Source organism: Schnuerera sp. (genome assembly GCF_035459645.1).
Taxonomy (GTDB): Bacteria; Bacillota; Clostridia; order Tissierellales; family Tepidimicrobiaceae; genus Schnuerera.
This window is the reverse complement of the sequence record NZ_DATHXO010000300.1, coordinates 1-7,190: the sequence shown is the minus strand read 5'-3', so window position 1 is coordinate 7,190 and position 7,190 is coordinate 1. Positions and strand designations below refer to the sequence as shown.

The window sequence follows — 7,190 nt, the reverse complement described above, 5'->3', positions numbered from 1 at the left end:
AATATACGTTCTATAGTTTCTACTGTTAATTTTCTTCCTGTCCTAGATAGAAAATAATTATCTGGAATATCTTTTTTGTAAAAGTAATTGTCCTTAATTCTTTCATATCTTCTACATACTTTTTTAAGCTCTACTGATAATGCAACAAATCTTTCTTTAGAACCTTTACCAAAAATTTTAATTCTATCTGTTTGAATATCATCATTAGTAATATTTATTAATTCTGATGTCCTAATTCCAGTATCAAACATCATATTGACAATTGCTTTATTTCTTGCATTAAGATAATCGCTATAATCATAATAATTGATTAATCTATGCACTTCTTCATCTGTAAATACTTCTATTACCTTTTTTTCTTCTCTTGCTTTTTTAATATTCTGCATTGGATTTTGTATAATATATTCATTCTCAACACAATAATTAAAGAATTGATTACATACCTTGTAAATCCCATTACAATATTTATTTGTACAACCTTCATCTTGTTTAAGTTTAAGAAATTTTTTAATGTGTAGAGGTTTAATATCTTTTACATTATCAATTTTTTGCTCCCTCACATATTTTTCAAACCTAATTAAATGATTTCTGTAGTTTTTTAGTGTACTACCTGCCAACCCCCTAACTTGACAATCAAACAAATAATCTTCAATTTCTAAAAACATAAAAAATCACCCTCCATAATGTTTTTTATACAAAATGAAGGGCGATTATATATCATCATTCAAGCCAATATTTTACTTTTATTATTTGTCGTAACTCATATAATACTGTATATAACTATCTTAAATATTCTAATTCTAAATCATCAGGAATTTCCCAATTGTGGTAGATGTCCTGCACATCATCATTATCTTCTAAAAGTTCTATTAGTTTTATCATATTTTTAACATCTTTCTCATTATTTAACTCTGTTGTATTTTGAGGTAAGAAGGCCAATTCAGCTACTGCAAATTCGTAGCCACTATCGCTTAATGAATCACGTATTTGGTTGAAATCTTCAACATTAGTTATTATTTCATAACCATCTTCATCACTGCTAAAATCTTCTGCACCTAAATCTATTGATTGAAGCATTAATTCTTCTTCATCTATATTATCTTTTTTTTCTATTGCCAAAAGTCCTTTTCTATTGAACATAAAAGATACACAACCTGATTGTCCTAAATTTCCACCAAATTTGTCAAAAGCATGTCTTACTTCTGAAGCAGTTCTATTTCTATTATCTGTTAAACAGGATACAAACACTGCTATTCCACCTGGTCCATATCCTTCATAGATAATATCTTCATAATTATCTGCTCCTAATTCTCCACTTCCCTTTTTAATAGCTCTTTCAATATTATCATTAGGCATATTGCTAGCTTTAGCCTTTTCAATAGCAGCTTTTAATGCTGGATTATATTCTGGGTCTGCTCCACCTTCTTTTGCAGCTACCATTATATATCTACCTAGCTTTGTAAATTCTTTAGCTCTTTTAGCATCTTCCTTGCCTTTTTTGTTTTTTATATTATTCCATTTAGAATGTCCTGCCATTTTTACTTCACCATCCTTCATTATTCCTAATATATTTTAACTTATATTAAACAATATCTTTGTTATTCTTTTGGCTTAAAAATAGGTGGAAAAGCTCTTTTATGTTGACTTATTCTATTCATTTTTTTTATTTTCTCCACCAATTCTTCAGGTCCAGTATTATTCAAAATATAATTATCTAAAATATCGTATCCAAAACCCATCTCCTCCTCATCGGTTTGATTTTCCCACAAACCAGCTGTAGGTGGTTTTTCTATTATTATCTTTGGTATCTTTAAATATTTGGCCATTTCCCAGATGTCTTTTTTTATGAAAGAGGCAAGTGGTAATAAATCCACACCACTATCACCATGTTTAGTAAAATAGCCAATGGTAAATTCACTTTTATTACTTGAACCAGTAACTAAATAATTATAACTTTGTGCAAAATAATATAATGTTGTCATCCTTAATCTAGGTTTGATATTAGCCATAGCTAATTTATTTGTATTTTTTAAATTAATAGATTGAATAAGCTGATCATAGGTCCTAGTCAGATCTACTATTTCAGTTTGCAAATCCAGACTATCTGCAACCAAAATACCATGTTCCTTGTCTATTGGTTCACTATGACAAGGCATAATTACGCCTAATGAATTCTTTGGAAATGCTTTTTTTGCAAGTCCTGCTACTACCGCCGAATCAATTCCTCCGCTTAATCCGAATACTAAACCCTTTCCACCAGCTTCTTTAACTTTATATCTCAACCAACTAACTAGTTCATCACAAGTTTTTTCAACGTTTTTCATCCTAATACCTCCAAGATTCATACTTTTGAGTATAAGTTATGTGATTATGGTAAAATTAATAATTAATAACGATAGATATTTAACCTAATTAATTATATCATAAAGGAGTTAATTATGCATTCAAAACCTATTAAGTTGATTGGAATAGGCCTAGTAACTGGTTTGATCAATGGATTATTTGGTTCTGGTGGCGGAACTATTGTAGTGCCTGCTCTAGTATTTTTACTTGGAATAGAAGATTATAAAGCCCACGCAACGGCTATTTCTATAATACTGCCTTTATCTATAATCAGTTCATTTGTTTATTTCAAAAACAATATAATAAAATTAGATATTTCACTGATAATTGCTTTAGGTGGTGTTGTAGGCAGTATTATAGGTGCAAAACTTCTTAATAAAGTTCCTATTCCAATACTTAGAAAAATATTTGGTAGTGTTATTATTTATACTGCAATAAGGATGATAATATAATGAAACTGTTTATAATTGGACTTTTATCTGGCATAATCAGTGGCATGGGAATTGGAGGAGGCGCTATTTTAATCCCTTCATTGGTCTTCTTCAGTTCATTAAAACAACAAGAAGCCCAAGGAATAAATCTAATAGTATTCATTCCTGTTGCTATTGTAGCTTTAGTTATCCATAGCAAAGAAAAAAATATTGATTTCAAACATGCTAAATATATAATAATTGGAGGTGTTGGAGGAGCAATTGTCGGTTCTATTCTTGCAGTTAAAATAAACCCAATTTCCCTTAGAAAATATTTTGGATTCTTTCTTTTGCTCATTGGAATATTTGAATTTTTTAAAAAGAAATAGGCTCTTTACCTCCTATTTCTTTTCCAAGTCAATATTTATATTTATTAAATTATTTTATCCTTTTCCCATTTTTCATAGATATATATTCTTGATCTATATATTCAATAATTCCATTTCCACTAGTTAAATCAGTGATAGTTTTCTTAAAGTAATCCACTTCTGAAAAATTAATATATACATAAATGTTAACAGCATCATCATATACTATGTCATCTATTAAATAATCTTTAGTCATCAAATAGTTTTCAATTATTCCATAGAGTGTATAATCTATTCTGACCTTCAATCTATAATGAAGGGTATTCTCGACTATTACTCCTGCTTCTAATCCAATCTTTGCGCCTTTAGTATAGGCCCTTATTAAACCTCCAGCTCCTAACTTTATCCCTCCAAAATATCTTGTAACCACCACCACTACATTTCTAAGGTCTTCCTTTTTTATAACTTCTAAAGTAGGTATACCCGCTGTGCCGGAAGGTTCACCATCATCACTGAAACGTTGAACATTGCTATCTTCTCCTAAAACATAAGCATATACATTATGGGTTGCATCTCTATGTTTAGTTTTTATCTTCTCAATAAAATCTATAGCTTCATCTTCAGATTCTATAGGCATTGCATATCCAATAAATCTTGACTTATTTATTATTATTTCGTCCTCTCCGTATCTATGTATAGTCCTATAAATATTGTCCATATTCATTCTCCTTCCATAAAATCTTGGGTCTATACTATTATAACACAAAAAAGAAGCAGACTTTATTAGATAAAGTCTGCTTCTTCTCATCCTTTAAGCATAAATTTGATTAATTTCATAATCTTTAAATTCTAAATATTTTTTGTAGGATAGACTTACTAAGGACTTATCTTGACTGTAAGTAATCATTTCAACTGCTTTATCTACTGGATAAAATCCACCATCTTTAAAACCTTCATCATGGTTTATATTATAATGGTTACCTATAGATTCCATTACATACCAGATTATAATATTACATACTGCTTGTTTTCTGGATAAAGAAAAAAATTCGTAACTAGTCTCTCCAGCAGTAGAAACGATATTAGCATCTACACCCGTTTCATACTTAACACGCCTAATGGCAGTTTCGGTTGGAAGAGAATCGTTACGAATTTTCCCTTTAGGTAACACCCATTCATTTTTTTCATTTTTCATAATCAAAACTTTATCTCCGCTAAAGACCACGCCACCTGCACAATTTCTTACAATCATAGAAATCAGCCTCCTTTTTTATCTTACTATTATCATACCCAAAAAACATCAATTATTCAATTAATATTTTTTAATTTTAAAATAATCTGACTTTAAATAAAGAATTAATTAAATTTCAATAATGTATTCTTTATAGTTTACATAATCTGTTAAGTTAATATTCAATTTAATTTCTGTCCCCTCTTCTTTGTATTCTATATTATCTATATTGTAATTTTCCAAAAAATAATTGACTAAATGCTGATTATTGTAAGGTATCCTCAATACCACATCTTTATATTTTATAGGCAGCTTATCCTGTATCAATTGTAAAAGTTGTTCTAAATTAGTTCCATTTCTGCTAGAGATAAAAATCTTATCATCTATATATTTGCTATCAAATAATAAATTATCTTTATTTACTTTATCCATCTTGTTAAATACTGTAATTATTGGTTTATCTAGTACTTTCAATTCCTTTAAAATTTCCATAGTCGTTTGAATCTGTATGTCTAAGTCTTCATTAGAACCATCTACCACATGAATAATTAAATCTGCAAATCTAACTTCCTCTAATGTTCCTTTAAAAGCTTCTATTAAATGGGTAGGAAGTTTACTTACAAAACCAACAGTATCAGTTATTAAGAACACCTGCCCATTTGGTAGTTTCCCTCTTCTCAAAGAGGTATCTAATGTAGCAAAAAGCATATCATATACAAATACCTGCTTCGACTCATTTTGCTCTTCATTCATATTGATTATTTTGTTCAATAATGTAGACTTCCCTGCATTTGTATATCCTACCAATGCTACTATAGGAAGGTTTGAATCTTTTCTTTTTTTTCTTTTCATATCTCTTGTCTTTTCTGCTTCTTTTAATGCTTTCTCAATATTTGTTATTTCTCTTAATATATGGCGCCTATCTGTTTCAAGTTTTTGTTCTCCAGGTCCTCTAGTTCCAATACCTCCGCCTTCTCTAGATAGATAGTCTCTAAATCCTACTAACCTTGGTAATCTATATTTAAGTTGAGCTAATTTCACCTGTAATTTCCCTTCTTTGGAACTTGCCCTATTTGCAAATATGTCTAATATTAAATTTGTTCTATCTATAATTTTAATATCAATGATTTTTTCTAAATTTCTAAGTTGAGCACCAGATAACTCATCGTTAAATACTACCGTATCTATATCTAATTCTTCGCAAAAGTTTTTAATTTCTTTAGCCTTTCCTCTTCCAATAAAATATGCCGGATCTATGGAATCTCTCCTCTGTACAATCCTTTCAATTACTTTACCCATTGCAGCATTTACAAGTTCTTCTAATTCATCCATAGAATTATCTATGTTTATTGTATCTGTAGATAATTCAACCCCTACTATTAAGATTCTTTCCTTTTTCATAGTGGTATTAACCAATTTATCACCCTTTCAAGCTCACATAATAAAACTTCTCTAATTTTATTATACCATTATTTAACTATATTAAAAAGTCCTTCTTTTGGAATATTAACATATTGCTCTGGTACATCTCCAACTATTATAGTTTCAGCAATTGGAATATTGGTTGTAATCCTCATGTTTTCTGATTCTAAAGGGACTATCATTTTAATATCCGTAACAACGATAATATAGATTCTATGTCTTGTTTGGTTAATGCCTGTTGATTCAAATTCTGTTGCAAAATCTACAGATACTGCACCTTGAGGAATAATTTTTATCCTAACACTTGGTAAATTTATAAGCTGCGTATCAAAAGCATTTCTTAGAGGTACTTTGATAACGGATTCAGAAATCATTTTTAATTGCTCTTGGACCTCCAATGCAACTTCTGCAGCTATATTATTCATTAAAATTGTATTTGCCTGCATCAAAGTTACTTTTCCTTCGTTGTCGTATTTTACAAATATTAAATCATTATAATTTATATCTCTTTTGATTTTATTCTTTATGGTAGCATTTATAGCCTCACTAGTAATAGCTCTAGCCCTTATTTGAGAAATAGCTACTACAGTAGGTACAATATTCTTATCTATATATTTATATATATATAATCCTACTAATAATAAGGCTATAAGCCACAATACTAACCTTTTTCTTTTTAATATATAAAGATAATATTTCACAAAAATCCCTCCTAGTATATAATATATGTATAATATATAAGTAAAAGATAATAATTTAAAAAACTAGTCAATATATTTTCATAATTCATTTTGTTAACATTCTCATATTTGTATGATATAATTGATTTGTTTATTACCTTTTTAAACTAAGGAGGTATTTTGATGTCAGAAGACAATAAGAAAAAATCAAAGCCTAAATGGAAAAAAAGACTTAAAATTTTAGTTCTAGTATTGTTTTTACTAGCTGTTGTAGCAGTAGGTGCAATTAGTGGCATAGTTATTGCCATTGCCAAAGATGCGCCTAAAATTAATCCAACAAATATTAGCTCTTTATTAAACCAAACATCCTTTATACTTGATCAAAATGGAAATGTAATGGAAAAAATTCAAATGGATTCCGGAGAATATAGAACTATAGTAAGTATAAATCAAATGCCTAAACATTTGAAAGATGCCTTTATTGCAATTGAGGATGAACGCTTTGAAGATCATATAGGTGTAGACCCTAAAGGAATAATTAAATCCGCTATTGATAATATTAAAGCTGGTCATATTGTTAGGGGAGCCAGTACCATAACTCAACAGTTGGCTAAAAATCTTTATCTTACTACTGAGAAAAAATTTGATAGAAAAATAAAAGAAGCTTACTTAGCTTTGCAAATTGAAAAAGCATTAACAAAAGACCAAATTTTAGAAGGATATTTAAACAGAATTT

Annotated in this window: 10 protein-coding genes; 3 read left to right on the top strand and 7 right to left on the bottom strand. The window is 29.0% G+C overall.

Features of this window, described 5'->3' with window-relative positions:
- The 3 genes from VK998_RS07060 to nadE all read right to left on the bottom strand — a co-directional run.
- Positions 1 to 665: tyrosine-type recombinase/integrase (locus VK998_RS07060; protein ID WP_325226950.1), on the bottom strand; the 665-nt coding region annotated here is incomplete at its 3' end.
- A gap of 115 nt (positions 666 to 780) precedes the next feature.
- On the bottom strand, positions 781 to 1,536 hold the full coding sequence (locus VK998_RS07055; protein WP_325226953.1) for a YebC/PmpR family DNA-binding transcriptional regulator: 756 nt from the start codon (positions 1,534 to 1,536) through the stop codon (positions 781 to 783).
- 62 nt (positions 1,537 to 1,598) lie between these two features.
- Positions 1,599 to 2,324, bottom strand: a complete 726-nt coding sequence (nadE, locus tag VK998_RS07050) for an NAD(+) synthase (RefSeq protein ID WP_325226947.1) — start codon at positions 2,322 to 2,324, stop codon at positions 1,599 to 1,601.
- 114 nt (positions 2,325 to 2,438) lie between these two features.
- Here nadE and VK998_RS07045 point away from each other — a divergent pair, with 114 nt between their 5' ends.
- Positions 2,439 to 2,795, top strand: a complete 357-nt coding sequence (locus VK998_RS07045; protein WP_325226945.1) for a sulfite exporter TauE/SafE family protein — start codon at positions 2,439 to 2,441, stop codon at positions 2,793 to 2,795.
- Entirely contained in the window at positions 2,795 to 3,142 is a 348-nt protein-coding gene (locus tag VK998_RS07040) for a TSUP family transporter (RefSeq protein WP_325226944.1), read from the top strand. The genes VK998_RS07045 and VK998_RS07040 overlap by 1 nt, the downstream gene beginning before the upstream one ends.
- A 49-nt stretch (positions 3,143 to 3,191) precedes the next feature.
- Here the strand turns inward: VK998_RS07040 and VK998_RS07035 are convergent, their stop codons facing one another.
- The 4 genes from VK998_RS07035 to yunB form a co-directional block, all read right to left on the bottom strand.
- Positions 3,192 to 3,839, bottom strand: coding sequence for a YigZ family protein (locus VK998_RS07035; protein WP_325226942.1), 648 nt, complete (start codon positions 3,837 to 3,839; stop codon positions 3,192 to 3,194).
- Between the two features lie 93 nt (positions 3,840 to 3,932).
- On the bottom strand, positions 3,933 to 4,373 hold the full coding sequence (locus tag VK998_RS07030) for an NUDIX hydrolase (RefSeq protein WP_325226939.1): 441 nt from the start codon (positions 4,371 to 4,373) through the stop codon (positions 3,933 to 3,935).
- A gap of 108 nt (positions 4,374 to 4,481) precedes the next feature.
- Positions 4,482 to 5,753, bottom strand: a complete 1,272-nt coding sequence (gene hflX / locus VK998_RS07025; protein ID WP_325226937.1) for a GTPase HflX — start codon at positions 5,751 to 5,753, stop codon at positions 4,482 to 4,484.
- A 68-nt stretch (positions 5,754 to 5,821) separates the two neighbouring features.
- Positions 5,822 to 6,475 carry a sporulation protein YunB gene (gene yunB / locus VK998_RS07020; RefSeq protein WP_325226934.1) on the bottom strand — a complete coding sequence of 218 codons (654 nt, stop codon included), beginning with the start codon at positions 6,473 to 6,475 and terminating at the stop codon, positions 5,822 to 5,824.
- Positions 6,476 to 6,637: 162 nt separating this feature from the next.
- Between yunB and VK998_RS07015 the strand changes: the two genes are divergently transcribed.
- Positions 6,638 to 7,190, top strand: a 553-nt coding sequence (locus VK998_RS07015) for a biosynthetic peptidoglycan transglycosylase (RefSeq protein WP_325226931.1), incomplete at its 3' end; no start/stop codon positions are given.

Bases quoted from the DNA above. Each gene is read 5' to 3' on its own strand.
- nadE (WP_325226947.1), bottom strand. From the start codon at position 2,324: ATGAAAAACGTTGAAAAAACTTGTGATGAACTAGTTAGTTGGTTGAGA.
- VK998_RS07045 (WP_325226945.1), top strand. From the start codon at position 2,439: ATGCATTCAAAACCTATTAAGTTGATTGGAATAGGCCTAGTAACTGGT.
- VK998_RS07040 (WP_325226944.1), top strand. From the start codon at position 2,795: ATGAAACTGTTTATAATTGGACTTTTATCTGGCATAATCAGTGGCATG.
- VK998_RS07030 (WP_325226939.1), bottom strand. From the start codon at position 4,373: ATGATTGTAAGAAATTGTGCAGGTGGCGTGGTCTTTAGCGGAGATAAA.
- VK998_RS07055 (WP_325226953.1), bottom strand. From the start codon at position 1,536: ATGGCAGGACATTCTAAATGGAATAATATAAAAAACAAAAAAGGCAAG.
- VK998_RS07035 (WP_325226942.1), bottom strand. From the start codon at position 3,839: ATGGACAATATTTATAGGACTATACATAGATACGGAGAGGACGAAATA.
- hflX (WP_325226937.1), bottom strand. From the start codon at position 5,753: ATGAAAAAGGAAAGAATCTTAATAGTAGGGGTTGAATTATCTACAGAT.